Here is a 26179-nt window from a genome sequence, read left to right as displayed (position 1 = left end):
CCCAGCACCTCGAATCATAAAGGGAAGAAGCATGCGGCCGCATGTCCGCCGTCTCCCTTGAGCTCCGGCTCGCTCTCCCGGCATTGCGGCGTTGCCAGCGGACAGCGCGTATGGAATCGGCAGCCGCGCGGCGGATCGGCCGGACTCGGCGCATCGCCCTGCAGCATAATCCTCTCCCGGTTGCGAAGCTGCGGGTTCGGCACGGGATATGCGTCCAGCAGCGCCTTCGTGTAAGGGTGCTTCGGCCGCAGGAACAGCTCCTTCGCCGGTCCGACCTCCACGAGCTTGCCCAGATACATAACCGCGATCCGATCGCTGATATACCGCACGGCGCCGAGGCCGTGGGCGATGAACAGATACGTCAGATCGAATTCCTGCTGCAGATCCTTCAGCAGGTTCAGCACTTGAGCTTGAATCGACACGTCCAGCGCGGACACCGGCTCATCGCAGACGATCAGCTTCGGCTTGAGAGCAAGAGCCCGGGCGATGCCGATCCGCTGGCGCTGGCCGCCGGAGAACTCGTGCGGATAGCGGTCCTGGCTATTGCGAGGAAGCCCGACGATGTCCAGCAGCCGATCGACTTCGCGCGCAGCATCCGGCTTCGGCACGATGCCGTGAACACGCAGCGGCTCTGCCAGCAGACTGCCCACAGTCATGCGCGGGTTCAGCGACGAATACGGGTCCTGGAACACCATCTGCAGCTTCGTTCGAGCGTTCCGCAGCTTCGCTTCCGAATAGCCGGCCATATCTTCCCCTTCGAAAAGAATCCGGCCGCCCGTCGGCTTCTCCAGCCCGACGATCGCGCGGCCGATGGTCGACTTCCCGCAGCCCGATTCGCCGACCAATCCGAGCGCTTCGCCCTGGCGGACGGCTAACGATACGCCGTCCACGGCGCGTACACTGCTCTGCGGCCGGTTCAGGAGGCCTCGGCGGACAGGGTAGTGCTTCTGCAGCGCGTCCAGTTCCAGCAGCGGCGCTGCTTCCCCTGCGCTTCTCACGCTTGCAGAACCAACCGCATCCTTAAGCTCCGAATTACGCATAGGCCTCCTCCTCCTCTGAAGCCGCTTCGGCTTCCCAGCACCGGGCTGCATGCCCTTCTTCGACATAAGCATAAGGCGGCTGCGTCCGGCACCGCTCCGATGCCAGCGAACAGCGGTTGGCGAAGCGGCAGCCTTCCGCCTGTGAATAACGCGCCGGCACCGAGCCCGGAATCGAGACGAGCCGCTCCTCCTCCTCGAAGCCGTCCAAGTGGGGAATCGACTGCAGCAGGCCCTGCGTATACGGATGCTGCGGATTCTCGAACAGCTGGAATACGTCCGCTTCCTCCACGACTTGCCCTGCATACATGACGATCACCCGGTCCGCCATCTCCGCCACGACGCCCAGATCGTGCGTGATGAGGATGATCGCAGTGCCGGACTCCTCGCACAGCCCCTTCATCAAGCTCATGATCTGGGCTTGAACGGTCACATCCAGCGCCGTCGTCGGCTCGTCGGCGATCAGCACCTTCGGCTGGCAAGCGAGCGCCATGGCGATCATGACCCGCTGCCGCATGCCGCCCGAGAGCGCGAACGGATATTCACCCATGATCGCCTCCGGCCGCGGCAAGCCGACCTTGCGCAGCATCTCAATCGCGCTCGCGCGCGCCTGCTTCTTGTTCTGATTCAGGTGGAGCCGGATCGTCTCCGTCAGTTGATAGCCGATCGTGAAGACAGGATTAAGCGACGTCATCGGCTCCTGGAAGATCATCGAGATCCGGTTGCCGCGGATCTCGCGCATGTCCGCGTCGCTTAGGCTCATGAGATCCGTTCCTTCGAACTGGATCTCTCCGCCCTCGCAGCGGCTGTTCTTCCCAAGCAGGCGCATGATCGACAGCGCCGTCACGCTCTTCCCGCAGCCGGACTCTCCCACGATCGCAAGCGTCTCGCCGGGCCGCAGAGAGAAGCTGACGTCTTCCACACTGACGACCTTCCCGCGATCTGTATCGAACGCCATACGCAGATGGCTGACGTCCAGCAAGCTCGTCATCTCCGCAACCCCCTCCATCGCGCAATCCGGCGCGGCCCGTCGTAACGAGCCGCGCCGCTGATTGGCGTATATTTAATTCAGCGTAATCTTCATCGGATGAATGGTTTATTGAACGTCCCATTCATTGACATTAATGAACATGCCGAAGTCCTTCGGCGTCGCTCCGGTTACGCGGTTGTTGACCGCGCCCAGCGCCTTCGTCGCGTAGATGGACGGCATTGGCACGTCCTGCGCGATAATCTGCTGAAGCTGCGCGTATTCGTCCTTGATCTTCGCCTCGTCGAGCTCGGCTGCGAGCGCGGATAGAAGCTTATCAACCTCATCGTTCTTGTAGCCGCTCGGATTGCCCTCTTGCAGGAAGTACGTAATGTCCGGCAGCGGGTTGATCGGTGTCAGGGAGACGGTCAGGATGCCCAAGTCGTAATCCATCTGAACCAGCTTGTCCAGCAGCGTCGCCAGATCGGTCATCTGGATCTTGACGTTCACACCGGCTGCCTTCAAGTTCTCCGCGATAATGTTCGAGGCTTGCTCCAGCGTGCTGTCGCCGGACAGAACGGACAGCGTCAGCGTCTTGCCCGAATCCCAGCCGGATTCCTTCAGCAGGCTCTTCGCCTTCTCCGGATCGTAAGCGGCCGGCTTCAGGCTCGTATCCACATAAGGGCTATAGCTGGTGAAGTACCCGTCCACGGCTTCGCCCGCGCCCTTCAGCAGCTTGTTGACGATCTGCTCGCGGTTCATCGCATAGGAGATCGCTTGGCGCTGCTTCGCGTCCGGAACGACTTGCTCGTTGATGTACATGAACTGCGTCGCGATCGGCGGGCCTTCGACCGTCGTCACGTTCTTGAGGCCTTTGATCTTCTCGTAATCCGCGATCGGGATGACGCCGGCGGAAGGAATGTTCATGTCGATCTCGCCGCTCTGCAGCTGGGCGGAGATCGCCGTGCCTTGCAGCACCTTAAAGTTCAGTTGATCGATCTTCGGAGCGCCGCGGAAGTAATCCTTGTTCGCTTCCATCTCCACGTAATGGTCGGCGTCGATGTTCACGATCTTGAACGGGCCGCTCGTCACGGACGGCTTCTGCATGAAGTCGCTCTTGTTCATATCTTCCGGAGCGATGTCCTTGAGCGCCGCTTGAGGCAGCGTCATCGTGTAACGGCCGATCGTATCTTCGAAAATCGCGAGTGTCGTCGGCGACTTCGTCGTCATCGTCAGCGTGTGGTCGTCGACCTTCTTCACGCCGTCGATGGACGTCTTGCCTTCCGGCAGGTAGCCCGAATCGTCAAGCCCCTCGATAATGCCGAACATGTAAGCGTAGCTGGACGCGACTTTGGCGTTCGCCATCAGGTTCAGGGTGAAAATCACGTCGTCCGCCGTCACCGGGGTGCCGTCGGTCCACTTGGCGCTCGGGTTCAGCTTCACCGTGAACGTCTTGTTGTCAGCCGTCTCAATGGAGTCCGCCAGCATCGGCTTGTACTGCAGGTCGGAGTCGAGCTCGACGAGCGGCGGGAACATCAGGCCGGCTACGTAGGTCGAGACAAGGCCGACCGGGTTCAGCGGATTAATGCCGCTCGGCGCGTATGTAACGCCGACGTTGATTGTCTTCTTGCCATCCACGGCCGGTTGGCTCGAGCCGGGATTGGCTGCATTATTGGCATTGTTGCCGCTGCATGCCGCCAGAATCGTCAGCGACGCAGCCAGCAGCATGGATAAACCAGCTCTAAAAGCAGTCTTGGCTGTCATGAATTACGCTCCTTCAGCTAATTCCCATTAATTTAGTATGCTTTAAATTAATATTAAAATTTTCATATGAAAAGTCAATCAAAAATAAATGGTTTTATCTCCCTCTGCGAGCTTAAAAACCCAACAATTACAAGGGTTTAAGCGTTAAGCGGCGCACACTCCGCCTCGAAACATCAAACTTTAATATCATAATATATTTCTTGATATCTTTGAAGATTATTTGTGAATTATGTCACTCAAATAAAGCCGTAACCCGAGGCCGGATTGCCGCTGCATGCGGATCATCCGACGAATGGGTACCGGCCTTATCGATTCGGTCAGATATGATTCATTCGAGCGTGATTCGTTCGGGCATGATTCGTTCGGGCATGATCGTTCCGAACGAATTCCGCGCGAATATACTCAGCCCTCCCGCTGCAGCACGCTCATCTCGCCGGCCGCAATCTCGAACGGCAGCCGGTTGGCGGCTGGCGGGAGCGGACAATTGAAGAAGGGCGAGAACGCGCAAGGCGGCAGGAACGCTCGATTGAAGTCCAGCGCGGCCGATCCGTCGGGATTCGGCGTGACGAGCAGCATCCGGCCCATGCCGTACGTGGTCTTGCCATTCGTCCGATCGCCGAAGACGACGATGAGCGAGCTGCCGGACATGAACGGGCGCAGCGTGTAGGCCGCGCCGTCCTTGACGAATCGGAGGTCACCGGGCGACTCATGATATCGCAGCAAGCCGGAACGATCGGACTTGTGCTCGAAGGCAATCTTGCGCGCCGCGTCGTCCAAGACAAACTCTGCTTCAATGACCCAATCGGGATCGAACGGATAGGATTCGATGCCCAAGAAGCGGCTCACCGCTTCCGCGGACGCATCCCATACCGCGAGCAGGTGCGGCGAACCCGGCTGCTCCGCGGCTTGAGCGGTGAGCGTATCGGAGAACCGGACGAGGGAATGATCGGTCTCCAGCTTCACGCTTCCATGCACGGGTCGCCCGTCCACCTCGATACCGTCCTCTGCCGCCGCTTCGAGCATCAGGCCGGGCATGTCCGGCTCGGCAGCAGACCATACGCCGGGGAGGCCCGGTATTGTTGTGTGCTGGCCCGTGCGTTGGCCGATCTCATGCAGGCCGATGAGGGCGAGGTCGCCTTGGGCGCCTGTAACCGAGCGATGCCGATCCGCCCGCCAAGCTTCCAGGCTGGTCATGGCGTTCACCTTGTCTCCCGCTCCTCATCCGCCGATACAAAGGCGAGAACCCGCTCGATGAAGGCTTCCTGCTCCTCTATGAACGGCATATGCCCGCTCTCCTCGAACAGTGCCAGCTGCGCATTCGGCAGCAGGCGATGCATCTCTTCCGCTTGCGAGACCGGCGTGATCCAATCGTGTCTGGCCGCAACGATCAGCGTCGCCGTGCGGACAGAAGGCAGCAGCGGCCGAACGTCGTAATGGGGCATGAAGTGCTTGAACGTATAGTTCGCGATCTCCAGACAGCCGATCGGCCGGTTGCCCGTCTCAAGCATCAGCTTCTCGTCATGACGGTAGAAGTAGAGCGAGTAATTGATATCCCACCAGCGAATGAGGCTCTCTTCATCCGTGATGCGGCCTTCGAACAGCTCCGGAATGGCCGCCAGCTGCTCCGGCGCGGCGATGCGCTTCGCGAATTCAAGCGCATCCGGGTAGAACTCCTTGCTTGGCGCAGTATTGACGAGCAGCAGCTTGTCCAGCGAGTCCGGATAACGCGTGGCGAACACTTGCGCGACCATGCCTCCGAACGAATGGCCGAGCAAGTGGATACGGCCGAGCCCGAGGTAGAGGCGCAGCGCCTCAATGTCGTCGGCGAGCTGCTCCATCGAGCATGTCGCCGGATCGACGCGCTCCGACTGGCCGTTGCAGCGCTGGTCCAAGTAGATAATCTGCATGTGATCCGCCAGCGGCGTCAGCCATGGCTTAAAGTCTGAGTGATCGCTGCCTGGACCGCCGTGGACTGCGATGAGGACCGGACGATGCTTCATCCGTTCCCCTGCAGGCACATAACCAGAGCCCTCTACGTCGAAGTAGAGCCGGGTTCCATTCAAATTTGCGAACATAGATGCACTTCACTTTCCTTGATGAATGATTGCTCTTCAAATCTCGTCCCTCCATTATCTATGGCGGGTAGCCCGGGGTCAACCTGCCGGCGTTCCCATCGAATGTAGCAGCGGTAAATCTGATCATTCCATTAGAACGGAGGCTGGCTGTGAGCGCGCGAGTTCACTTGATTGTCGGCACGAACAAAGGAGCCCGACTTGCCGCTGCGGCCTGGCGACCGGCTGACCGTGCTGCAGGCGGTGTCCGGCGGGTGACGCCGCCTCCGTAAGCCCTCGAGGGCGTGGGAGCGTTCATACGCGCGGTTGTCGAAGAACAAGAAGGAGCCGCTCCCCCAAACGGGACGGCTCCTTCGCATGCAGCAACGCCTCAGCCAATGTACTTGTGATAGAGACTCCGCGCCTCTGCTGTATCCTTCGTGCCGTGCACCAGCACCCGGCCGTCTTCGAAGATAACCAGCCGATGCTCGCCGACCCGGCAAGAAATCAAATACGGGTTGCTCCCCTCCACCTGCGCCTCCGGCAGCCTCGACAGGCGCCCGGCCGCTTCCGCCAAGTTCAGCTTCGCAGGCGCCGGCGGGCGGATCTGCACCGTATCCCTGCCGCACAGCACCGCTGTTCTCGAGCCGCCCGAAGCCTGCAAATACGGATAGGTCGGATTCGCCCCGCAGGAGGGGCAGTCGGCCTTGCGCATCGGGTCGATGCCGAACGCCGTATGCTCGTTCGCCCACAGGTCGAACGAGACCAGCTTGCGGCGCAGCGCGCCATGATCGCCGACGAGCAGCTTCAGCGCCTCCGACGTCTGATAGGCGGAGACCATCTGTACGGCCGGCGCGATAATCCCGACCGTGTCGCAGGTCGCGCCCGCCGGCGGGAAGGCGCTCAGCATGCAGCCAAGGCAAGGCGTCTCACCCGGCACGAACGCGCAGCTGACGCCGTAGCTGCCGACGCAGGCGCCGTAAACCCACGGAATGCGCCGCTTCTGTGCAATGTCGTTGATCAGGAACCGCGCCTCGAAGTTATCCGTCGCGTCTAAGATCAAATCCACCTTTTCAACCAGCGATTCGATCGTCTCCGCCGTCACGTCGCCGACGACCGCGCGAACGTCGACCTCCGAATTCACCTCTGCCAGCCGCCGCTTCGCCGCGATCGCCTTCGGAAGCCGCTGGCGCGCGTCCTCCTCGCGGAACAGCTGCTGCCGCTGCAGGTTGCTCCAGTCAACATAGTCGCGATCTGCGATCGTTACCGTCCCGACCCCCGCCCGCACGAGCGTCTCCGCCCCCGCCGTCCCGAGCGCGCCCGCGCCCACGATCAGCACATGCTTCTTCGCCAGCTTCCGCTGCCCTGCCGCTCCGATCCCGCCGAACAGTTCCTGCCGAGAGTAACGTCCTTTCGCTTCCGTTCCCATGTCTATTCCCCCTGTGCCTGTCCGTTGCAGCCGTCTGCCGCAATTCGCTTCTATACTATTTCCGGCGTCAACCCCCGTTCTCCTGCCTCGGCCCTCGCCAAGCTGCAGCATCCGTTCCATCCGCATAGCCCGCCGTTGGCTTAGAATCAGGGACAAGCTATAATGTTGTCAATCAACAATCGGATTCCATACAGGGAGAGTGCGAGCGAATGAAGCTGGCTTCATGGAACGTGAACGGGCTGCGAGCCTGCGTTAACAAAGGGTTCAACGATTACGTGCGGGACTCGGACGCCGACATCGTCTGCGTACAGGAGACGAAGCTGCAGGAGGGCCAAATCTGCCTCGATTACGGCGAGGAGTACTCGCTCTATTGGAATTACGCGGAGAAGAAGGGCTATTCCGGAACGGCTGTGTTCACCAAGCTCAAACCCTTGTCCGTTCGCTATGGCATGGAAGAGGACAGCGAGCCCGAAGGGCGGATTCTGACGCTGGAATTCGACGACTTCTACCTCGTGACCGTCTACACGCCGAACGCGAAGCGCGACCTGTCCCGGCTGGACTACCGCATGGAGTGGGAGGACCGGTTCCGCGCTTACCTCCTGGAGCTGGATGCGAAGAAGCCGGTCGTCGTCTGCGGCGACTTGAACGTAGCCCATCAGGAGATCGATATCAAGAATTGGCGGAGCAATCGCGGCAATTCCGGGTTCACGGACGAGGAACGGTCGAAAATGACGCAGTTGTTAGGGTCCGGCTTCATCGACACGTACCGCTACTTCTACCCCGATCGCGAGGGCGCTTATACGTGGTGGTCGAACATGCCGAACATCCGGGCGCGCAATGTCGGCTGGCGGATCGATTATTTTCTCGTGTCGGAGCGGTTCGCTCCTCGGCTTGTTGACGCCGGCATCGACGCGGATGTGCTCGGCAGCGATCACTGTCCGGTGACGCTGACGATCGCGGATCGTTGAGGCCGGATTAGGTGTAGGTGTAGGTGCGCACATGAACGGTTACGCAGAGGCTAATTGAGGCGCTAGTTGAGGCGCTAGTTGAAGCAGCAGTTGCAAAAGTGCAATTAGATTCCGGCTTCAGCGGCCCAACCGGTCTTTTAGTTGCATATGTGCAACTAAATAGCGAGTCCCAGCGCGAATGTCTCCTGATCAGGAGAATTAGTTGTACATTTGCACTTAGAGTCGCCGGATGGAGAGGATCAACCTGGATTAGTTGCATGAATGCACTTAGGCATGCGGCACTGGACCGATACGACGGCATGCACCCCCGCTAGAACCGATATTCTCCTGAGAAAAAAATAGGACCTCAATCTCCACGTTGCCGTAGAGAACCGAGGTCCTTATCGCTTGCTCAGTCCAGAAAATCCTTCAATCGCTTGCTCCGGCTCGGATGCCGCAGCTTGCGGAGCGCCTTCGCTTCGATCTGGCGAATCCGCTCGCGGGTGACGCCGAATTCGAGGCCGACTTCCTCCAGCGTGCGGCTGCGCCCGTCATCGAGACCGAAGCGCAGGCGAAGCACATTCTCTTCCCGCTCGGTCAGCGTGTCGAGCACTTCGGACAGCTGTTCCTTCAGCAGCTCGAACGCCGCGGCATCGGCAGGAGCGGTCGCATCGTGATCCTCGATGAATTCGCCCAGCTTCGAATCGTTCTCGTCGCCGACCGGCGTCTCCAGCGAGACCGGCTCCTGCGAGATCTTCATGATCTCGCGCACCCGTTCGGCATCCAGCTCCATGACCTGCCCGATCTCCTCAGGGGTCGGATCGCGGCCGAGATCCTGCAGCAGCTGGCGAGAGACGCGCACGAGCTTGTTGATCGTCTCCACCATGTGGACGGGGATCCGAATCGTGCGGCTCTGATCCGCGATGCTGCGGGTAATCGCCTGGCGAATCCACCAGGTCGCGTATGTGCTGAATTTGAAGCCCTTGCGATAATCGAATTTATCGACAGCCTTAATAAGGCCCATATTGCCTTCTTGGATGAGGTCGAGGAACAGCATGCCGCGCCCGACATACCTTCTTGCGATGCTGACAACAAGGCGCAGGTTCGCTTCCGCCAATCGACGCTTGGCCTCTTCGTCGCCTTGCTCGATCCGCTGGGCCAGCTCGATCTCCTCGTTGGCGGACAGCAGCGGGACACGCCCGATCTCTTTGAGATACATCCTTACCGGATCATCCATCTTGACGCCGGGCGGCAATGCCCAATCGTCGAGGTCAAAGATTTCCGGCGTTTGATCTTCTGCCATTCTCCAACCCCTCCTTCAACGCCTGCGAGCGGCAAGCGCTATTGACAAACATGAGGCCTTGTGATATCATAGATATGATTGTTCAAAAGATTTTGTCTGTGGGACCATAGGCCATTCTACCAAATATCTCGCAGAAATGCAAATTGTATTTTGGAGCGACAAGCTCTCGATCTTCGGGTCGAGGGCTTTTTTTGATGCCTGCGAGCTTGTCCGATTTAGGATCTATAGTAGAGATACGAATGAAGAGCTAATCGGGTTCATTATTTAGGGCATTAAGGAAGCCGCGTACATTGTAAAAAGGAGGCGAGCTCAAATCAAATCCGACCCTTCACGCGCCTCTTGAGAGCATTGCCGGCAGGAATTGACTCTTGAATTCCTAATCCGAAGAAACAGGGGCGCCCCTTAGGCCATTGGCATGACCTGGGACACCCCTGCTATAGCTGCCGTGGTGCAGGCTCACCGCCAAGTTGCGGTCGAACCCTACCCTGCGGCCAGAATCTCCAGCCGGAGTCTTGCCACGTCCGTCGCCTTACTTCACTTCCAACGTCAGCGTCACGACGGAAGCGGCAGGCAGATCCACGCGCAGCTTGCCTCCGGAGAGCGCCGCGCCGTCGAATGCCTTCGGCGCTACGCGGTCGGGCTGCTCGAACGTGTTGTGAGCGCCGATGCTGTCGCCTGCCAGAATCAAGCCGTTGCAGACGTACGAATCCTCCGTCCCGCGCAGCTCAATCTCAAGCCCGGCTGCATCCTTGTGGCTCAGGTTGCACAAGCTGACGAGCACCTTGCCGTCCTTCTTCGAAGCCGACACGCTCACTTGCGGCAAGCTCGCGCCATTCAGCTCGTACTCCCCGAACGTGCCGTGAATAGCCAGCGCTTCGGCATCCTGATGCTCCTTGAACATCTCCAGCACATGGTACGTCGGCGTCAGCAGCATCTTATCCCCTTCCGTCAGAATGACGGCTTGGAGGACGTTGACCATCTGCGCCAGGTTCGCCATCTGCACGCGGCCGCAATGCTTCTGGAATACGTGCAGATGAACCGCCGCCACGATGGCGTCGCGCATCGTGTTCTGCTGGTACAGGAAGCCCGGATTCGTGCCGGGCTCCACATCGAACCAGTTGCCCCATTCGTCGACGATCAGGCCGACGCGCTTCTTCGGATCGTAGCGGTCCATGATCGTGCTGTGCCGTGTAATGAGCTCATCCATATGCAGCGCCTTCTGCACCGTCACGAACCATTCCTGCTCATCGAAGTCGAGCGCGGACCCCTTATGTCCCCAGGTGCCCGGAACCGTATAATAATGCAAGCTCAGCCCATCCATCATCCAGTGAGCCTCGCGCATCAGCACATCGGTCCAGTGGTAATCGTCGACGTTAGGGCCGCCTGCGATCTTGTACAGCTTGTTGTCTCCGTATTGGCGGACGTAGGTCTGATAATTGCGGTACAGATTGGCGTAGTGCTCCGCCTTCATGCTGCCGCCGCAGCCCCAGTTCTCATTGCCGACGCCGAAGTACTTCAGCTTCCAAGGCTGCTCCCGGCCGTTCTCCCGGCGCCAATTCGCCATCGGCGACTCGCCGTCAAAGGTCATATACTCAACCCACTCGGACATCTCCTGAACGGTGCCGCTGCCTACGTTGCCGCAGATGTACGGCTCGGCGCCCAGAAGCTCGCACAGCTGGAAGAACTCGTGCGTGCCGAAATGGTTATTCTCCACAACGCCGCCCCAATGCGTGTTGATCATCCGCTTGCGCTTCTCGCGCGGACCGACGCCGTCCTTCCAATGATATTCGTCGGCGAAGCAGCCGCCCGGCCAGCGAAGAACCGGCACGCGCAGCTTCTGAAGCGCTTCCAGCACATCGTTGCGAATGCCCTTCGTGTTCGGAATCGGCGAATCCTCGCCCACCCACAGCCCCTCATAGATGCAGCGTCCCAGATGCTCGGAGAAATGCCCGTAGATATTCTTGTTAATGGTTCCAAGAGTCCAATCGGCGTGAACGACAACTTTCTGGTTCGACAATGTCTTCTCCTCCATCAGGTGTAGAATACAGAACAGATGAACTGGCTTGCTCTCAGAAGAAATCGATAACCTCATGATGTTCTGCTTGGAATTGATTAATGATAATCGCAATATATCAGTCTATATATTAACAATACTTGTGCCGGTAATAAGTGTCAATACTCGTGCGCTTCGAGGAACGTTGATCAATATCTTTGGTTCGTAGTCATTATTCAACCGATTGACACAAGCATTGCGAAATAGTTAATAAAAATATATAGTATTCATGCTAGCCTTCTTACCGCATCTATCTGAACTGGAGGATCATTATGGATTTAGACATTTCCGAGAAGTCCTTGCCCGTGTACGAAGCGCTGGCAAGCAGCGTCCGCCTCAAGGTTATCCATCTCTTGGCGAAGCGGCCGATGAATATTCGGGAATTATCCGAAGCTGTCGGACTAAGCAGCGCTATTATGACCATGCATATCAAGAAATTAGAGAAAGCAGGCATTATCCGCAGTGAGATGCAGCCAAGCCGCGGCGGCGTGCAGAAGATCTGCTCCTTGCAGGTTGAGCAGGCTGAGATCATTTTCCCCAACAAGGTTGACCACATCCGGGAATATCACCAGCGAGACATTGCTGTCGGGCACTTCACAGACTTCCAAGTGGAGCCAACGTGCGGGCTGGCTACAACCGAGAAGTTCCTCGGCATCGTCGACGACCCTCGCTCTTTCCTAGATGCAGATCGATTCCAAGCGAAGATTCTCTGGTTCAGCGAAGGCTTTATCGAATATAAAATCCCTAACTTCCTCCTCTCTACCGAGAACCCCACCGAGTTGGTCATCTCGATGGAGATTGCGTCGGAAGCTCCTCTTACGAACAATAATTGGCCGTCCGACATTACGTTCTATATGAACAACGTGAATCTTGGCACTTGGACGAGTCCGGGAGACTACGGCGATAAACGCGGCAAATACAACCCGACCTGGTGGCCTGATAATATCAACCAGTACGGACTGCTCAAGCATCTGACGGTTACCAACCATGGCACCCGCATGGATGGCAATCCCCTGTCCGACGTGACGCTCGATCAAATCAATATATGGGACAAACAATGGACGCTGCGGATCGCAGTGGAGAACAACTCCCGCAATATCGGAGGCATAACGCTGTTCGGCAATGGGTTTGGCAATTACAAGCAAGACATGGTTTTCCGTCTCTATTACGAGAAGACCGTTCCTGCGGGGAGCGGAAGTTAACCCACCGAACCTAGCAATATGCAGCGGCATACGTGCCCGCCAGGCATGCTCATCCGGTTCAACTCGAAGCATCGAGACAACTAGTACTGGTGGAACCTCGAAGGTGGACGGCGTCGCCTACCGAGGCGTATTCGTCCGCCAGTGGGATCCGGGGACGCTGTCCGATATGATGACCTTCAGCGCCTTGTCCGATACGGGAACCGCCGTATGGGGAAGCCACGCCGCCCGATAAACCGTCATCTTCTCGCTTGGAATCGTGCTATCATGTGGAGAAAGGCAAAGGAGGGCGCTCGTATGTCAACCCCATCTTCGTGCAAAGGCTGTTCTGCAGATGTGCATGTCACTCAGGAGCAGATCGAGAATATGGTTCGCAAACTGGCTCGGTTCCCCGACGCATGTGTGACGGATGACGTCTACGAGAATCGGTTGTCGGCTTGCTCGGCATGTCCCTCCCTGCAGTACGGCACTACTTGCGCTCATTGCGGCTGCGTCGTTCAAGTGAGGGCCAAGTTCTTGGATCGAACATGCCCGGCGCCCGGCGGCAGCCGATGGGCCGGTTAACGTGAATTGCCAATATGTGCGATGACAGGATAGGGGCTCTCCCTTGCAGGGAGAGCCCCTCTGTGCATTCTATTGTGCCGCTCTCTCCGCCGCTTCCACCGTATGCTTCAGCAACATCGCGATCGTCACCGGCCCGACGCCGCCGGGCACCGGCGTGATGGCGCTTGCCTTCGCCAGGCACGACTCATAGTCGACGTCGCCGACGTTGCCTTCGTTGTAGCCGGCGTCCAGCACGACAGCCCCTTCCTTCAGCCAAGCGCCCTGGATGAAGCTAGGCTTGCCGACGGCAGCGACGACGATGTCGCCCAAGCCGACCGCCTGCTCCAGCCCGCGCGTTCGGGAGTGGCAGACCGTGACGGTGGCGTTGCGGTTCAGCAGCATTAGCGACACTGGCTTGCCGAGGATCGGGCTGCGGCCGACGACGACGGCGTGCTTGCCCTCGATCGGAATCCGATAGTAATCAAGAATGGCGATGATCGCCGCCGGCGTGCAGGACGGATAGGCTGCGAACCCGAACGCATTCTGCGCGAAGCCAAGTGTCGTCACGCCGTCCACGTCTTTGCGGATATCGATCGCTTCGAACGCCGCGCGCTCGTTAATCTGCGAGGGAACCGGGTGCTGCAGCAGGATGCCGTGAACGGCCGGGTCCTCGTTCAGCTCGCGGATGGCGGCAATCAACTGCTCCGTCGTCGTCTCCTTAGGCAGTTCGATGCGGCGCGACTCCATGCCAAGCTTCCGGCAGGCGTTCCCCTTCATGCGGACGTAAGTGGCGGATGCCGGATCGTCCCCCGCCAGAATCGTGGCGAGGCACGGGACGATTCCCTTCGCGGTCAGTGCCTTCACCCGCTCCGCCAATTGGTCCTTGATCTCTTGGGCGACGCGCGCGCCGTCCAGAATGAGCTTCTGCTGCGACATGTTGACGCAACTCCCTTCCTCTAATTGGGGCGAATAAAAATAGAAAGAGGCAAGAGGATGCCCATCCTCTTACCTCTGCCCAGGCGTACGGCTCGTATCCCGCGCGCTCCCTCATGGTTAATCCCATGCTCCGCCAGTCACGCACGACTTGTTGCTTCGATCATACCGTATCAGGCGGGTATGTTCAAGATCGCTTCTGCGATTGCGACGGCGGGTATAGGGTCCGGCGCGCTGACCATACTAGGGAAGATCATGGACGGCCATTACCGGAATGGGAGGAATATCATGCCGGAGAGAACGCTTTTCGCCTACTTCAACACGCCTGATCAGGCCAAACGAGCCGTGGAGCAGATCAAATCGCTAAGGCTCATCGATTATGCCATCGACCGGTTCGACGGGTATAGCGGCACCGGCATGCAGAATCTCGACCAGCTCGGCCAGACGATCACCGGCAACTTCCGGGGGCTCGGCTACCTGACGATGGGCGCGGATACCGACAACCCCGATACGGCCCCCCTCCTCGCCGCGAGCGTCAGCGCCAGCGGGATGAGCTCCGGCGGACCGGACAATCGCGTGACCGGGCGGGACATTATGCTATGCGCGATCGTGGAGGCGGAGGATTACGACAGAGCCTGGCAGATCGCCCAAGAGGCGGGGGCACTGTGATGACAATGGCCGGCACCACCCGGAATGGGGGTTGCCGGCCATTGCCTTGCTCGGCAGCCGAAGCGTTACTGCGGCGCCTAATTCTTGCTTGAAGTCCATGCAGCAGAGAACCGCGCCCCGAAGGTCAGCTCAACGTCATCGTCAGCTCCCCGCGTCCGCCGGAGCAGGACACCTCGGCGAGCGCGCCGTTCACGAGCGTCAGCTGCGGCGGGACGTGCCCAATGTCGGCGTTATACACGACGGGGATGCCCATGGGGCCGAACACGGCGGACAGCGCATCCGTCAGCTCAAAGCCATCCGCATGGGAATAGCCGGCCGGGCGGCCGATGAGGACGCCGTTCATCCGGCGGAACCAGCCGCTCTGCTCCATCTGCCAGAGGCTCCGGTAGATATCCGCCGCATTCATCTCGCAGCTCTCCAAGTACCAGATGACGCCGCTGTCCTCGCAATAGCTTCGCACGAACGACTCCACCGGCGCGTAGCGAGTGCCTGGCAAGCTGGACAGCGTGTCTAGGCATCCGCCGATCAATCGGCCGCTGAACCGAGCGCGCTCTCCTCCGCCGAGGATCTCCCAACGCGTGTCCGAATCCGGCGGATTGTGCCAGGAGGAACGGTAGCGGGATGAGGAAGTCTGACGCGCCGCTGCGCCCCGACCCATACGAAGCACATCCAGACAGCGTGCGGTCAGCTCGTCCGGCGATTCGGAGCCGACATCGAAATAATTAGGCCCATGGGCGGTCGCATGACCGGTTAACAAGGTGTATACGAACAACAACGTGCTAATATCCGAGTAGCCCAGAAGCCACTTGGGCGCCTGCGCCTTCCACCTCTCCCAATCGATCAGCGGGAGCAGCTCCATGAGGAACTCGCCGCCCCATGGCGGAATGATCGCCTTCACCTCATCATCCGCCAGGAAGGCCTCCAGCTCGCGCGCTCTCGTCTCTCTGGGCGCGCTCACACACTTCTCGTTCGTCCAGATCGTCCGGCCTTCTGCGACCTGGAACCCCATGCTCTCCAAGCTCCGCTTGGCTTGCCGCAGCATGTCGTGCTGCTCCGGCCCGGTACCGCTCGATGGCGCCGTCACGGCAATCTTGTCGCCAAGACGCAAAGGTGCGGGATATACGATTCGGTTCACGCCAATCCCTCCGTTCCGTTCGTTCGAATGATGAATGCCGCTTGTGAAGAATACTACATTTTACCAACCCTCCCAATGGCCAGTCAATCGGTTCCATCGACCTGCATCCGGAGGTATGGTACAATCTCTAACCAAATACATAGATAGGAGTGAACAGCCGTTGTCCGAGGATTGGATTGCCGATCTGCCTGAACGAATCCGCTGGATCCGATTGCTCATCTCTATCGGGACCGTCCTGATCTTCTACCTCTTCGGCAAGATCGTTACCCGCTGGCTCCTCCCCTTGCTTATTCGCAAATGGGTGAAGGGCGACAACCTCTCCAATTGGCTCGAATCGATTCGCAAGCCGATCGGCGCCATCATTATGCTTATAGGCTTCTATACGGCAATCGAGATCTACATACCCGCTTCCTGGCATTATGAAGCGCTTCTCCAACGGATCGTCCGAAGTCTAGGCATTATCTTCGCCAGCTGGGGATTGTACAACATCTCGGCGGTATCCTCCACCCTGTTCGCCGGGATCTATCGAAAGCTGGGCATGGATGAGTCGAGCATGCTCATTCCGTTCCTCTCCAAGCTGCTGCGCTTCCTGATCATTGTGCTGGCGCTCGCCGCCATCGCATCGGATTGGGGGTTCAACGTGAACGGCGTCGTCGCGGGCATGGGACTGGGCAGCCTCGCCGTCGCGCTGGCCGCCAAAGATACGCTCAGCAATATGTTCGGAGGCGTCGTCATCATCACCGAGCGGCCCTTCTCCAAGGGCGATTGGATTCAGACGCCAGACACGGAAGGCGTCGTCGAGGACATTACGTTCCGCAGCTCCAAGATCCGCACGTTCGCGGATTCCGTCGTCACGGTACCGAACGCTACGCTGGCGAGCCAGCCGATCACCAACTTCAGCAAGATGGGCAAACGCCGCATCTCGTACACGCTGAACGTAGCGCTCGACAGCGATCCGGAGAGCGTGGAGCGCGCAGCTTCCCGAATAGAGACGGAGCTTCGCTCGAACAAGCATGTCCATCCCGAGCTCATCATGGTGCGGTTCCATGATATCAATGAACAAAGCTTGGGGCTGATGATCTACTTCTTCACGAACACGACCGTCTGGGACGAATATACGAGAATCCGGCAGGAGATCAACCTGATGATTCTGGAGATTCTGGCGGACGAAGGCTTGCGGCTGGCATACCCGATTCAGCGTGTGCAGCTCGAGTCGCCGGCCGACGCAGAAGCTGTACGGGCGAAAGTGACCACTTAACGTACTGCACCGTCTGTATCCCCGCTGCGCGGGTATGCTAGAATATATGCAGGTAAGGAATTCCCTTCCAGCAACTTCTTCAACGGAGAGATCGACATGCCTACTGCCGCCACAACAATCCTTGTGATCTTGGGGGCTCTCGTGATTACCTTGATCGCGGCGAGCCTGCACTTCTATCAAGTCGCCGTCTCGCGCAAAGGCAACAAGAAGGCCATGTCCTCGAGCCCCGACTTGGAGCAAGACGACAACCCCTTCACCCCGCCGGAGGTGATGGCGTGGGTTCGCGAGCAGCCGCTCGAAGACGTCTCGATCGTCTCGCATGACGGACTGACGCTGCGCGGGTATTACCTGCCGGCCAGCCGGCCATCGGACCGGACGGTCATTCTGGCGCACGGCTATACCGGCGACGCCATCGGCAATATGTCGGCGCTCGCGAAGCTGTATCACGAGTCGCTCGGCTACAACGTGCTGATGCCCGACGCGCGCGGACACGGCCGCAGCGACGGCGAGTACATCGGCTTCGGCTGGCACGAGCGGAAGGACTACGGCAAGTGGATCGACTACGTCATCGGCCGCGTCGGCGCCGGCAGCCAGATCGTGCTGCACGGTATCTCGATGGGCGGAGCAACGGTGCTGATGGCGAGCGGGGAGAAGCTGCCCGATCAGGTACGAGGCATCGTCAGCGACTGCGCCTACACGTCAGCCAAGGACATTCTGTCCTATCAGCTCAAGCGCCTCTTCAAACTGCCGGCCGTTCCGTTCGTTCCGCTGACGAGCCTCGTGTGCCGTCTGCGCGCGGGGTACTTGTTCGGCGAAGCCTCGGCGGAGAAGCAGGTCGCCCGCTCGACCAAGCCCATCCTGTTCATTCACGGAGAGGCCGACACGTTCGTGCCGTTCGAGATGGTGCACCGGCTGTACGACAGCTGCGTCTCCATCAAGGAGAAGCTGGTCATCCCGAACGCCGGACACGCTGTGGCCTACTTCACGGATCGGGAGCTGTACGCGGGAGCGCTGCGAAGCTTCCTCGGCCGGTTCGTGCACGATCGTTCTGCGGCTGCGGAGGAGTCTCGCGTCCCTGCTCAAGTGAATGGATAAGCAGCATGGAGTTCGGTGAATGTAGTTTGCTCTCGGAGAGGAGAGACCCTCGTGGACGCTCTCCCGCCGCTCTCTTCGGAACGGAATACGGAAGCGCAGATTCGAATGATGTTCGTATTCCTGCGCGAGCCGGGGAAGGCGACGTTGCTCGATTAATATGGCAGCGCGCAGCACGCAGCACGCCGCTTCTTCGGAAGCGGTTTTTTATTGCATTGATAACTAATTTGGTAAATGATTGGATTCGTGAAGCTAAACAGCGAACCTGATCACACGCTCCCGCATCTAATGAATGTTGGTCAATAAACGGAATGGAAAGGGGGAAGCCGCATGCCGGAGTCGAAGTCGGAGTTGGCGTGGAGGACGGACGTGCAGTTGGCTTGCTCGGGCGACAAAGAGGCGTTCGCGCGCTTGATTCGGGCCGTGCAGCCGGACTTGTACCACATGGCCCGCACGCTGCTGAATCGGGACGAAGACTGCGCGGACGCGCTGCAAGAGACGATCCTGAAGGCTTACCGGGGGCTCGGCAATTTAAGAGAGCCAGCCTTCTTCCGCACCTGGCTGTTCCGGATTCTCATTCATGAATGCGGGCAGATCCGCCGCAAGGACAAGAAGGTCTCGTTGTCGGACAAGCTCCCGGCACTCGCAGCGGACGCTCTTCAAATGCAGGAGGATCGGGATCTGGACGTACGTGACGCCGTCGAGCGGCTGCGCGAGCCGCTAAGGACGGCGGTCAAGTTGCATTATTTCGCGGATCTGCCGCTGGCGGACATCGCCGCTATGACCGGCGTGTCGGAAGGCACGCTGAAGTCCAGGCTGCACCGCGCCAGGCGCAGCTTGGCGAAGCGGCTGACTGGAATCGGAGACGAGAGGAGCGAGATCGGTTATGAACTACCGTGAGGCGGAAGTAGAAGCTCTGCTGCGGGGTGCGGCCGTTCGTCATACGGGGGCGGTTCCCGCTGTTCCCGCTGTCGTCGCGGACCGGATTGACGAGGTGTTAGAGGGGTTGCCGGAACGGACAAAGCCAGAACGCGCCCCCAGGTGGCGGCCTCTCATGGGCTTCGCGGCCGCAGGTCTAGCGATTGCCGTTGTCGCAGTCTTCGCCGGACAGCGAGACTGGAGTGGGATGCTGCCCCAATCCCCATCCCATTCGGCCGTCATAGGTGTGGTTGGCGAGATCATGCCGGAGGCAGACAGCATGACGGGTCCTTCCGTGACGGATCAAGGCATCACCGTCATGGTTCGCGAGGTTGTGTATGACGATTCTTACGTAGGGCTGCGATATACAGTGTCCTCGGATCGGCAGATCGACCTCTCCAAAGTGGACGCCGAATTGCAATTGAACGAACAATGGGCCGGATATATCGGATCAATTCCAGAGGGGAAAATAACAGGTCCCTTGTACGATCGATCTCAACGTATGGAGGATGGCACGTACGAAGGCGTCGTCATCACTCCGTCTCAGACCGCCTTGGCACCGCAGGAGCTTTCCCCCATTCTAATGAAGGTCATACCGCACAGCGTACAGCTGAATATCAACAAAATCGGAGATGTCGCGGGAGATTGGTCTTTTGATATGCCGGTCCAATCCGGGAAGTGGCGAACCGTTGCCGGTTCCGTCTCCCGTACGAATGCTAACGGTACGTTCCATCTCAACAAAGTAATGGCATCCCCTGTATCCACGCAGTTATGGTACGGACACACCTTGAGCGGCTTTGGAGAATCCGACAACTTAGGCGTCGAGATCACGGACGATACCGGGCAGATAAACGAAGAAGTGTTAAGTACCCGCAATCCGTTGGATTTCGACAACGAGAAAATCAACCTCCCTCCGCTACCCAAAGACGCCAAGAGCTTGCGGATTCGGCCGTTCGTGTTCAATCTGGCGCAATTTGAAGCTAAGCCAGTGTCGTTCCGGACGGAAATGAAGGAACCGCCTACGGAGAGCAGGCCGCTGAAGCTTCCCCTCCGCGATACGGATACGGTGGACGTGACAAGCATCGACTACTTGCCGGATCGGACCATCATCCACATGCAGCCCGTCGACTATATATGGTCGCTTCAATTACTTGACGGTGAAGGGAATCCAATCCATAGTCTGGCTTGGAACAACGGTACCGACGCCGTATTCGAACCGGTCGCGCCGGACACGAAGCTCGTATTCGTCACCTTCGGCAGAACGGCCAAGAAGTACATCCCCGAGCTAGAGATCAATGTCGATTTGCCGCATGGAAAATAATAGGTGAAAGGGGGGCCTGTCGAGGGCCCCCCTTTATTGCTGGATTCCGCCGTTACTGGACGCCTGCCCACTCCTGCATGAAGCGTTCCAGATACGCCTCCATGTAACGGTGCCGCTCTTCGGCGATTCGTCTGGCGGAGGGTGTGTTGATGCGGTCCTTCAGCTTCAGCAGCTTCTCGTGGAAATGATTGATCGCCGTGCTCTTCACCTGACGATACTCGGCGGGAGTCATCGAATCGCGCGGCGGCAGCGCCGGATCGTGAATCTGGTGGCCGACCCGGCCGGCGTATAGGAACGTTCGGGCAATGGCGATCGCTCCGATGGCATCCAGCCGGTCGGCGTCCTGCACGACTTGTCCCTCGAGCGTCCGCATGGGCGGATTGGCTCCGGCGTTATAGGACATGTTCGCGATAATGTCGAGAACGTGCGCCCGATCGTCCGGCTCCATCGGATGAGCTTCCATCCAATCGCTCACCTTCCGCATGCCGCTCTCCTTCGAGTCGTTCAGCTTCTCGTCCGCCACGTCATGCAGCAGCGCCGCGACGGTACAGATGTAGACGTCGGCTCCCTCTTCCCGCGCCAGCCGTTCCGCCATCCGAACGACACGATGGATGTGCCACCAGTCGTGGCCGGTCAGGTCATGCTCAAGCTCCGAACGGGCGAATCGCGCCGCCGCATCCATCACTTGCATTCGAATGGGTTCAAGATTCGGTTGTTCCATGGCTTCTTCGTCTCCTCCAATAGCACAATTCGGTAAAGGGATATTATACCAGATGGAGGAAGCGTCTGGCGCACGTCAGCACGAACCTACAACGGAACCGTGTTCCGTTATGACATGACGCTATACCGCTCGCCGACACGATAGAGGAACACCGTTCCGCTATTCGCCGCACTCTCACGAGTACCTCACTTAGAAACCCACTAATAACGGAACGGCGTTCCGTTATCGTTCACGAATGGCTATCCACCTAGTTGATAACGGAACGACGTTCCGTTATGCCACAACAGATTGTTACTCCAAACCCGAAGGGGCAAGATTAGAGCAGATGCCGGGGGAATGCGGGGGGGGGGAGCGACTGCGTGTCAGTTACTCCGAACCTCCAGAAGCAAGATCGATCAGATGCGGAGTGCGTGCGGAGTGCGGGGAGGGGGACGGAATCTGTGCGGATGTCCGCAAGACCCCGCGGAGGGCTTACGAAGCCGCGCCGGCGCAGTGATTGAGATCAAGCCCCATTTCGTATATGATGGTGGCAATGTGCAATGACGCACCCGAAGATCCGCCACTACACGATAAAGCGAGCTGAACGAACTTGTATCCTCAACAGTTGAAATTCACCATGCCTCCCGAATGGGCCGAACACGAGCGCACGTTCATGTCCTGGCCGGTGCGGGATTCGATGGTGTACCCGGACGACCACGAGACGGTATGCTCGGGCTATGCCGGCGTCGTCAAGGCGATCGCCGAGTTCGAGCCGGTGACCGTGCTCGTGAACGAGGCCGACGCCGACTTCGCGCGCAGCCAGTTGAACGCGCCGAACATCGACCTGCTCGTCATCCCGCACAGCGACGCTTGGCTTCGCGATAATGGGCCGACATTCCTGCTCGGCGAGAGGGGCGAACGCGCCGGCGTGAACTGGCGCTTCAACGCCTGGGGCGGCAAGTACGCGCCTTGGGATCTCGACGACGAAGTCGCGCCGCGTATCCTCGAGCACTACGGCATCCGCCGCTTCGACGCGCCGATCGTGATGGAAGGCGGCTCGTTCCACGTCGACGGCGAAGGCACGCTGCTGACGACGGAAGAGTGCCTGCTGAACGACAACCGCAACCCGGACATGAGCCGCGAGCAGATCGAAGAGCAGCTGAAGCAATACTTGAACGTGGAGCGCATCATCTGGCTGAAGCGCGGCCTCGACGGCGACGAGACCGACGGCCACGTTGACAATGTCGCTTGCTTCGCCGCTCCGGGGAAGATCGTCATCCAAGTGTGCGACGACCCGGCGGACGAGAATTACGAGATTACGCAGGAGAATCTGCGCATCCTAAGCGAAGTGACCGACGCGAAGGGCCGCAAGCTCGAGGTCGTGAAGATCCCGCAGCCGCCGAAGACGCACTTCGAGGACAGCCGGCTGACGCTGAGCTACCTGAACTTCTACTTCGTGAACGGCGGCATCGTGCTGCCGGTGTTCGGAGGCGCGGCTGCCGAGACGGATCGCGAAGCCGAGCGCATCCTGATAGAGACGTTCCCCGGCCGTCGCATCCGGACGGTGGACGGCATGGCGATTATTAAAGAAGGCGGCAACGTTCACTGCACGACGCAGCAGATGCCGCGAGCGGGAGGTTAAGACGCGAGATGAGAAAGGTGACTGTAGCGGCTACGCAAATGAGCTGCTCCTGCAATATCGAAGAGAACATTGCGAAGGCCGACAAGCTTGTCCGCGAAGCCGCAGCGAAGGGCGCGCAGATTATCCTGATCCAGGAGCTCTTCGAGACGCCGTACTTCTGCCAGAAGGAGAAGTCGGATTACTACGTTTACGCGACCGAAGTTGAAGCGAACAAGGCGGTGAACCATTTCCGCAAGGTTGCCAAGGAGCTTCAGGTTGTGCTGCCGATCAGTTTCTATGAGAAAAAGAACTATGCCCGCTACAACTCGCTCGCGGTCATCGACGCGGACGGGTCAGTGCTCGGCGTCTACCGCAAGAGCCACATTCCGGACGGTCCCGGCTACGAGGAGAAGTTCTACTTCAACCCCGGCGACACCGGGTTCAAGGTATGGAACACCCGCTACGCGAAGATCGGCGTCGGCGTCTGCTGGGATCAGTGGTACCCGGAAGCGGCGCGCTGCATGGCACTCATGGGCGCGGAGCTGCTGTTCTACCCGACGGCGATCGGCTCGGAGCCGCAGGACGGCTCGATCGATTCGAAGGACCACTGGCAGATGTGCATGCGCGGCCATGCCGCGTCCAACCTGATGCCCGTCATCGCCTCGAACCGCGTCGGCGTCGAGGAGGACGAAGACTCGTCGATCACGTTCTACGGCTCCTCGTTCATCGCAGGCCCGCAGGGCAATATGATCGCGGAGGCGGGACGGACGGAAGAGACGACGCTCGTCGCCGAATTTGACCTGGATCAGCTGGAGGTTCAGCGGATCGAATGGGGCATTTTCCGAGATCGGCGCCCTGAGCTGTACAAGGTGATCGCTTCTTACGACGGAAGCAACATCATCTGACCAACAAATAGAACCCGCCCGGCCTACACGGCTCTGGGCGGGTTCGTTGCATCTAAGCCTTATTCTTCTTCGATGACGATATGCACGACGGCCGTGGCGCTGAGCGTCGGGCCGTTGTTCGACGACGCGGTGACCACACTGACCAAGTCACCCTCCTGCGCGTTCTCGGGAACGACGAACGGAATCCGGAACGTCTCGTCTGCGCCGATCTGGAACACTTCCGTCGTCAGGCTCAGGTTAAGAAGCGGCCCTACGAGTCTTCCGTTGAAGAACGGCACATTGCCCGTATTGACTACGTGGATCGTGAACACCACCGTGTCCCCCGGGGCTGCCTCCTGCGGATCGACCGTATGGGTCAGAATGGCGTTCGAGGAGGACTCCGCCACGACGGTCGCGAACGCCTGCACAATCGCCGATTGGTCCGAGAACGCCGACGCGACGCCTTGGAACTCGGTCCCTCCGATCGTGCCCGCCGGCACCGTGAACGGCACCTGGAACGTCTGGCTCTCGCCCGGCTGCAGCGCGGGGATCACTTCCGAGAATCCCGTTAGCAGCCCGAACACCCGAACGTTGGTCAGCACGGGATCGGAGACATTCGTTACCACGATGGTGAAGATCGTCTGGCCCCCGCTCGGAACCGGATTGGGGCTTGCGCTAAGCTCCACAGTCAAGAAGAAGTTCGGCAGCGAGACGAAGACCGAAGCCGAAGCGGTGACGGGCTGGAACTGTGCCGGAACCTCCGGAGCCACAGCCGAAGCGGTGTCGACGAGCAAGGTTCCCTGGATCGTCCCCGGCGGGATCGCGAACGGGAACGAGACCGACGCCGATCTTCCCGGGGCCAAGGCCGGGATCGTCCGCGATGTTCCGGTGAGGCTGTCGGAGACGACGATATTCGTCGCAGGGCTTCCACCTGTATTTGTCACTTCCGCGACGAAGACGACAGTCTCTCCCTGCTGCGCGAATGTCTGGTCCGGGAAGAGCTGGATCGCGAGCGTCGTCGCTTGCGCAGGATCCGTCTGGACAACCGTCTCGAAGGCGACATTCTGCGCCGGCGTCTGATCGGACGAGACCGTCAGCGTATTCTCGATCACCGCTCCGTTCACCGCACTGGCCGGTATGGTGAAGGCGGCGGTGCGGACGATCGTATCCCCCGGCGCCAGCAGCGGGATCGTCTCGGCGAAGCCCGTCAGCGGATCCGACAGCGCCACATTCGTCTGCGGATCGGGAGTCAGATTCGAGACGGTGAACGTGTAGATCACCGTATCTCCCGGCAGCGCCACCGCTTGGCTGCCTTCCTTGGAGATCGCGAGGTCGGCGGAGACGACCGTCACGGACACCCCGGAGGTGGCCGGCTGAGCGCCGGGAGCCGTAATGGTGGCGACATTAAGGATCTGAGAGCCGATCAGCGTGCCAACCGGGATGGTGAACGGAACGAGAACCGTCTGCGTCTCGTTCACGGCCAGCTCCGGGATCGTCTGGGTGAAGCCGGTTAACGTATCCGTCACCTGCACCGGGCCAACGATCACGTTGCCCAGGTTGGAGGCCGAGATCTCGAAGGTGACGGTCTCGCCGGGAGCGGCTGTCTGACGATCAGCGACCTTGCGAACACCGACGGCCGCGACGGCGAGAATCTCCAGCACGGCGCTCGCGGTAATCGGGTCCGGCGTCTGGTCCGAGACGATCGATGCGATGTTCGTATTGACCAAGGGCGGCGTGTTAACCGGCACGAAGTTCGTGATCGACACGCTCTCCGTCGCGCCGGCCGGCAGTTCGGGTATTGTCGTGTCCAGCAGCGTCTGCTCGTCGGTGACGCGCACATTCGTCAGCGGCACGTTGCCGGTGTTCGTGACGTCCACCGTATAGAGGACCGTGCCTCCGGGACCGATCACGTTCGGAGTTACTGTCTTCGTCGCGCTTAGCTGCGGCGACGCCAACACGTCAAGCGAGATGCCGACGCGCTGCGTGCTCAAGTTGCTCCCGCTAATCTCCGTCAGATTGCCGAAGAAGCCGGGCGGCGCGCTCATCTGTACGGTGAACGGCCAGTTGATCGTCACCGATGAGCCGACGCCCAGGTTGCCGATCGTCTGATCGAGCCCGATCGTCGGATCCGTCAACCGCAGATTCAGCAGTTCGGCATTCCCCGTGTTCACGGCGGTAATCGTGTACGTGACCGTGTCGCCCGGCCGTGCCTGCTGGGGAGCGACAGACTTCGTGAACAGCAGCGCCGGCGCTTCGCTAACAAGCACCGTGGCGGAGGAACTGCTCGGGCCGACTTGATCCGCCTGCGCTGTCGCCGTGTTGACGAACGGGCCGGCCGGCGTCGACGCCGGAATC

At 59.5% G+C, this 26179-nt stretch carries 22 protein-coding genes, 1 pseudogene and 1 riboswitch; of the genes and pseudogenes, 11 read left to right on the top strand and 12 right to left on the bottom strand.

The genetic code is table 11. The annotated features are described in order from the left end of the window. Positions 1–14 precede the first annotated feature (14 nt). The 6 genes from H4Q31_RS19385 to H4Q31_RS19360 all read right to left on the bottom strand — a co-directional run bounded on the left by H4Q31_RS19385 (position 15) and on the right by H4Q31_RS19360 (position 7248). Positions 15–1040, bottom strand: coding sequence for an ABC transporter ATP-binding protein (locus H4Q31_RS19385; protein ID WP_185180713.1), 1026 nt, complete (start codon positions 1038–1040; stop codon positions 15–17). Continuing rightward, positions 1033–2028 carry an ABC transporter ATP-binding protein gene (locus H4Q31_RS19380; protein WP_185180712.1) on the bottom strand — a complete coding sequence of 332 codons (996 nt, stop codon included), beginning with the start codon at positions 2026–2028 and terminating at the stop codon, positions 1033–1035. The genes H4Q31_RS19385 and H4Q31_RS19380 overlap by 8 nt, the downstream gene beginning before the upstream one ends. 105 nt (positions 2029–2133) lie before the next feature. Continuing rightward, the gene (locus tag H4Q31_RS19375) at positions 2134–3768 is read right to left on the bottom strand and encodes an ABC transporter substrate-binding protein (protein WP_185180711.1); all 1635 of its coding nucleotides are present in this window, start codon (positions 3766–3768) and stop codon (positions 2134–2136) included. A gap of 402 nt (positions 3769–4170) precedes the next feature. After that, positions 4171–4962, bottom strand: coding sequence for a DUF1684 domain-containing protein (locus tag H4Q31_RS19370; protein WP_245347308.1), 792 nt, complete (start codon positions 4960–4962; stop codon positions 4171–4173). A gap of 5 nt (positions 4963–4967) precedes the next feature. Beyond that, a complete protein-coding gene (locus tag H4Q31_RS19365) occupies positions 4968–5843 on the bottom strand; it encodes an alpha/beta fold hydrolase (protein WP_185180709.1) in 876 nt (291 codons plus the stop codon). Positions 5844–6210: 367 nt separating this feature from the next. After that, complete coding sequence (locus H4Q31_RS19360; RefSeq protein ID WP_185180708.1) at positions 6211–7248, bottom strand: MoeB/ThiF family adenylyltransferase; 1038 nt, start codon at positions 7246–7248, stop codon at positions 6211–6213. Positions 7249–7457: 209 nt separating this feature from the next. Here H4Q31_RS19360 and H4Q31_RS19355 point away from each other — a divergent pair, with 209 nt between their 5' ends. Further along, positions 7458–8216, top strand: coding sequence for an exodeoxyribonuclease III (locus H4Q31_RS19355; RefSeq protein WP_185180707.1), 759 nt, complete (start codon positions 7458–7460; stop codon positions 8214–8216). Between the two features lie 391 nt (positions 8217–8607). Here the strand turns inward: H4Q31_RS19355 and rpoD are convergent. Both rpoD and H4Q31_RS19345 read right to left on the bottom strand, forming a co-directional pair. After that, a pseudogene (gene rpoD / locus H4Q31_RS19350) lies at positions 8608–9486 on the bottom strand (RNA polymerase sigma factor RpoD); the annotation flags it as partial. A 541-nt stretch (positions 9487–10027) separates the two neighbouring features. After that, positions 10028–11515: an alpha-N-arabinofuranosidase gene (locus H4Q31_RS19345; RefSeq protein WP_245347296.1), complete on the bottom strand. Its 1488-nt coding sequence runs from the start codon at positions 11513–11515 to the stop codon at positions 10028–10030. 308 nt (positions 11516–11823) lie between these two features. Between H4Q31_RS19345 and H4Q31_RS19340 the strand changes: the two genes are divergently transcribed. The 3 genes from H4Q31_RS19340 (at position 11824) to H4Q31_RS19330 (ending at position 13314) form a co-directional block, all read left to right on the top strand. After that, complete coding sequence (locus H4Q31_RS19340) at positions 11824–12753, top strand: ArsR/SmtB family transcription factor (RefSeq protein WP_185180705.1); 930 nt, start codon at positions 11824–11826, stop codon at positions 12751–12753. A gap of 103 nt (positions 12754–12856) precedes the next feature. Next, on the top strand, positions 12857–12985 hold the full coding sequence (locus H4Q31_RS21830; RefSeq protein ID WP_311771769.1) for a lipocalin-like domain-containing protein: 129 nt from the start codon (positions 12857–12859) through the stop codon (positions 12983–12985). 62 nt (positions 12986–13047) lie between these two features. After that, positions 13048–13314, top strand: a complete 267-nt coding sequence (locus tag H4Q31_RS19330) for a DUF6171 family protein (RefSeq protein ID WP_185180703.1) — start codon at positions 13048–13050, stop codon at positions 13312–13314. Between the two features lie 69 nt (positions 13315–13383). Here H4Q31_RS19330 and H4Q31_RS19325 read toward each other — a convergent pair whose 3' ends face one another. Continuing rightward, a complete protein-coding gene (locus tag H4Q31_RS19325) occupies positions 13384–14229 on the bottom strand; it encodes a bifunctional 5,10-methylenetetrahydrofolate dehydrogenase/5,10-methenyltetrahydrofolate cyclohydrolase (RefSeq protein WP_185180702.1) in 846 nt (281 codons plus the stop codon). Between the two features lie 70 nt (positions 14230–14299). Next, positions 14300–14380: riboswitch (ZMP/ZTP riboswitch) on the bottom strand. 134 nt (positions 14381–14514) lie between these two features. Between H4Q31_RS19325 and H4Q31_RS19320 the strand changes: the two genes are divergently transcribed. Beyond that, the gene (locus H4Q31_RS19320; RefSeq protein ID WP_185180701.1) at positions 14515–14895 is read left to right on the top strand and encodes a hypothetical protein; all 381 of its coding nucleotides are present in this window, start codon (positions 14515–14517) and stop codon (positions 14893–14895) included. Between the two features lie 124 nt (positions 14896–15019). Here the strand turns inward: H4Q31_RS19320 and H4Q31_RS19315 are convergent, their stop codons facing one another. Further along, positions 15020–16030, bottom strand: a complete 1011-nt coding sequence (locus H4Q31_RS19315; RefSeq protein WP_185180700.1) for a S66 family peptidase — start codon at positions 16028–16030, stop codon at positions 15020–15022. Positions 16031–16190: 160 nt separating this feature from the next. Between H4Q31_RS19315 and H4Q31_RS19310 the strand changes: the two genes are divergently transcribed. The 4 genes from H4Q31_RS19310 (at position 16191) to H4Q31_RS19295 (ending at position 20619) form a co-directional block, all read left to right on the top strand. Beyond that, on the top strand, positions 16191–17288 hold the full coding sequence (locus H4Q31_RS19310; RefSeq protein ID WP_245347295.1) for a mechanosensitive ion channel family protein: 1098 nt from the start codon (positions 16191–16193) through the stop codon (positions 17286–17288). A gap of 141 nt (positions 17289–17429) precedes the next feature. Beyond that, positions 17430–18383, top strand: a complete 954-nt coding sequence (locus H4Q31_RS19305) for an alpha/beta hydrolase (protein ID WP_311771768.1) — start codon at positions 17430–17432, stop codon at positions 18381–18383. 327 nt (positions 18384–18710) lie between these two features. Then, the gene (locus H4Q31_RS19300) at positions 18711–19280 is read left to right on the top strand and encodes a sigma-70 family RNA polymerase sigma factor (RefSeq protein WP_185180697.1); all 570 of its coding nucleotides are present in this window, start codon (positions 18711–18713) and stop codon (positions 19278–19280) included. Beyond that, positions 19267–20619, top strand: a complete 1353-nt coding sequence (locus tag H4Q31_RS19295; protein ID WP_185180696.1) for a DUF4179 domain-containing protein — start codon at positions 19267–19269, stop codon at positions 20617–20619. The genes H4Q31_RS19300 and H4Q31_RS19295 overlap by 14 nt, the downstream gene beginning before the upstream one ends. Before the next feature lie 52 nt (positions 20620–20671). Here H4Q31_RS19295 and H4Q31_RS19290 read toward each other — a convergent pair whose 3' ends face one another. Further along, positions 20672–21340, bottom strand: a complete 669-nt coding sequence (locus H4Q31_RS19290; RefSeq protein ID WP_185180695.1) for an HD domain-containing protein — start codon at positions 21338–21340, stop codon at positions 20672–20674. 616 nt (positions 21341–21956) lie between these two features. Between H4Q31_RS19290 and H4Q31_RS19285 the strand changes: the two genes are divergently transcribed. Beyond that, positions 21957–22961 carry an agmatine deiminase family protein gene (locus H4Q31_RS19285; RefSeq protein WP_185180694.1) on the top strand — a complete coding sequence of 335 codons (1005 nt, stop codon included), beginning with the start codon at positions 21957–21959 and terminating at the stop codon, positions 22959–22961. 8 nt (positions 22962–22969) lie between these two features. Continuing rightward, positions 22970–23845 (top strand): N-carbamoylputrescine amidase, encoded by an 876-nt coding sequence (gene aguB, locus H4Q31_RS19280; protein ID WP_185180693.1) that lies wholly within the window; start codon positions 22970–22972, stop codon positions 23843–23845. Positions 23846–23904: 59 nt separating this feature from the next. On the opposite strand, the gene H4Q31_RS19275 is transcribed toward aguB, so the two are convergent. Continuing rightward, on the bottom strand, positions 23905–26179 hold a 2275-nt coding region (locus tag H4Q31_RS19275), incomplete at its 5' end, for a CLIPPER-2 domain-containing protein (RefSeq protein ID WP_185180692.1).

Origin of the sequence: Cohnella lubricantis, assembly GCF_014212015.1 — a bacterium.
Taxonomy (GTDB): domain Bacteria; phylum Bacillota; class Bacilli; order Paenibacillales; family Paenibacillaceae; genus Cohnella; species Cohnella lubricantis.
The sequence above is the reverse complement of the archived record's forward strand: the minus strand, read 5'-3'. Positions and strand labels throughout refer to the sequence as shown.

Excerpts from the sequence above, each read along its gene's own strand:
- H4Q31_RS19385 (WP_185180713.1), bottom strand. The coding sequence starts at position 1,040 with ATGCGTAATTCGGAGCTTAAGGATGCGGTTGGTTCTGCAAGCGTGAGA.
- H4Q31_RS19380 (WP_185180712.1), bottom strand. The coding sequence starts at position 2,028 with ATGACGAGCTTGCTGGACGTCAGCCATCTGCGTATGGCGTTCGATACA.
- H4Q31_RS19375 (WP_185180711.1), bottom strand. The coding sequence starts at position 3,768 with ATGACAGCCAAGACTGCTTTTAGAGCTGGTTTATCCATGCTGCTGGCT.
- H4Q31_RS19370 (WP_245347308.1), bottom strand. The coding sequence starts at position 4,962 with ATGACCAGCCTGGAAGCTTGGCGGGCGGATCGGCATCGCTCGGTTACA.
- H4Q31_RS19365 (WP_185180709.1), bottom strand. The coding sequence starts at position 5,843 with ATGTTCGCAAATTTGAATGGAACCCGGCTCTACTTCGACGTAGAGGGC.
- H4Q31_RS19360 (WP_185180708.1), bottom strand. The coding sequence starts at position 7,248 with ATGGGAACGGAAGCGAAAGGACGTTACTCTCGGCAGGAACTGTTCGGC.
- H4Q31_RS19355 (WP_185180707.1), top strand. The coding sequence starts at position 7,458 with ATGAAGCTGGCTTCATGGAACGTGAACGGGCTGCGAGCCTGCGTTAAC.
- H4Q31_RS19340 (WP_185180705.1), top strand. The coding sequence starts at position 11,824 with ATGGATTTAGACATTTCCGAGAAGTCCTTGCCCGTGTACGAAGCGCTG.
- H4Q31_RS19330 (WP_185180703.1), top strand. The coding sequence starts at position 13,048 with ATGTCAACCCCATCTTCGTGCAAAGGCTGTTCTGCAGATGTGCATGTC.
- H4Q31_RS19325 (WP_185180702.1), bottom strand. The coding sequence starts at position 14,229 with ATGTCGCAGCAGAAGCTCATTCTGGACGGCGCGCGCGTCGCCCAAGAG.
- H4Q31_RS19320 (WP_185180701.1), top strand. The coding sequence starts at position 14,515 with ATGCCGGAGAGAACGCTTTTCGCCTACTTCAACACGCCTGATCAGGCC.
- H4Q31_RS19300 (WP_185180697.1), top strand. The coding sequence starts at position 18,711 with ATGCCGGAGTCGAAGTCGGAGTTGGCGTGGAGGACGGACGTGCAGTTG.
- H4Q31_RS19295 (WP_185180696.1), top strand. The coding sequence starts at position 19,267 with ATGAACTACCGTGAGGCGGAAGTAGAAGCTCTGCTGCGGGGTGCGGCC.
- H4Q31_RS19290 (WP_185180695.1), bottom strand. The coding sequence starts at position 21,340 with ATGGAACAACCGAATCTTGAACCCATTCGAATGCAAGTGATGGATGCG.
- H4Q31_RS19285 (WP_185180694.1), top strand. The coding sequence starts at position 21,957 with ATGCCTCCCGAATGGGCCGAACACGAGCGCACGTTCATGTCCTGGCCG.
- aguB (WP_185180693.1), top strand. The coding sequence starts at position 22,970 with ATGAGAAAGGTGACTGTAGCGGCTACGCAAATGAGCTGCTCCTGCAAT.